Genomic DNA, 1,191 nt, shown 5'->3' with positions numbered 1-1,191 from the left:
CTAGTGATCTGGTCTTGAGTTCACGTCTCGCCACGTGAGTCGCGGTTCGTTTCAGATTGCGGTCTGGGCGGTGACAGCGGCTGGCGGCTGCGGTCTGCTGGAGGAATGGGGGACAGCAGGCTGCAGCCGCTGGTGTTATCCGAGGACGAGCGGCTGGTGTTGCAGGGATGGGCCAAACGCCGGACAACCGCGCAGGGACTGGCCAAGCGTGCGCGGATCGTGTTGGCCTGCGCGGACGGGCTGAGCAACACCGCGGTGGCCGCCCGGCTGGACACCGATCGCGGAACCGTGCGCCGATGGCGGACCAGATTCCTGCAAGACCGGCTCGACGGACTGTCCGACGAACCCCGTCCCGGCGTGCCCCGCACCATCACCGACGCCCAGGTCGAAGAAGTGGTGGTACGCACCCTCGAAGAGGTCCCCGAAGGCGCCACCCACTGGTCGAAGCGGGAACTGGCGAAACGGGTGGGAATCTCACCGACCAGCGTGCTGCGGATCTGGCGTGCCTTCGGCCTGCAGCCCTGGCGCACACAGGACTTCAAGATCTCCCCGGACCCGCTGCTGATCGACAAGATCCGTGACGTGGTCGGGTTGTATCTCGCCCCGCCGGCGAACGCGGCCGTCTTCGCGGTGGACGAGAAACCGCAGATCCAGGCCCTTGAACGGACCGCTCCGGTGCTGCCGATGGTGCCCGGTGTGCCTGAGCGCCGCAGCTTCGACTACGTCCGCCACGGCACCGTGGACCTGTTCGCGGCCCTGAACACCGCCACCGGGAAGGTGATCGGGAAGCTGTCCGCGCAACACCGCGCCGTGGACTTCCGTGACTTCCTCGACGAGATCGACCGCCAGACCGATCCCGGCCTGGCGGTCCACGTGATCTGCGACAACCTCTCCGCCCACAAGGCACCGACGGTGCACCAGTGGCTGCTGGCCCATCCCCGGTTCCAGCTGCACTTCACACCGACCTACTCGTCCTGGATCAACCAGGTCGAGCGGTGGTTCGCCGAACTACAGCGGCGCTGTCTGGAGCGTGGCGTGTTCTGCTCACTCGACGAACTGAAGACCGCACTCGAGGACTGGATCAAAACCTGGAACGCACAGGCCCGTCCCTTCAGATGGACCAAGACCGCGGACCAGATCATCGACCGCATCTGCCGCTACTGCGACAGGATCTCCGGACCAGCTCACTAG

The 1,191-nt window shown here is 66.0% G+C and carries 1 protein-coding gene; it reads left to right on the top strand.

The window, feature by feature from the left end; genetic code table 11:
* Positions 1-105 precede the first annotated feature (105 nt).
* A complete protein-coding gene (locus ABVB68_RS36815) occupies positions 106-1,191 on the top strand; it encodes an IS630 family transposase (protein ID WP_353605577.1) in 1,086 nt (361 codons plus the stop codon).

This window comes from Streptomyces sp. NPDC096012, from assembly GCF_040426375.1.
Taxonomy (GTDB): domain Bacteria; phylum Actinomycetota; class Actinomycetes; order Streptomycetales; family Streptomycetaceae; genus Streptomyces.
This window is presented reverse-complemented; position numbering and strand designations above follow the sequence as displayed.

Excerpts from the sequence above, each read along its gene's own strand:
- ABVB68_RS36815 (WP_353605577.1), top strand. The coding sequence starts at position 106 with ATGGGGGACAGCAGGCTGCAGCCGCTGGTGTTATCCGAGGACGAGCGG.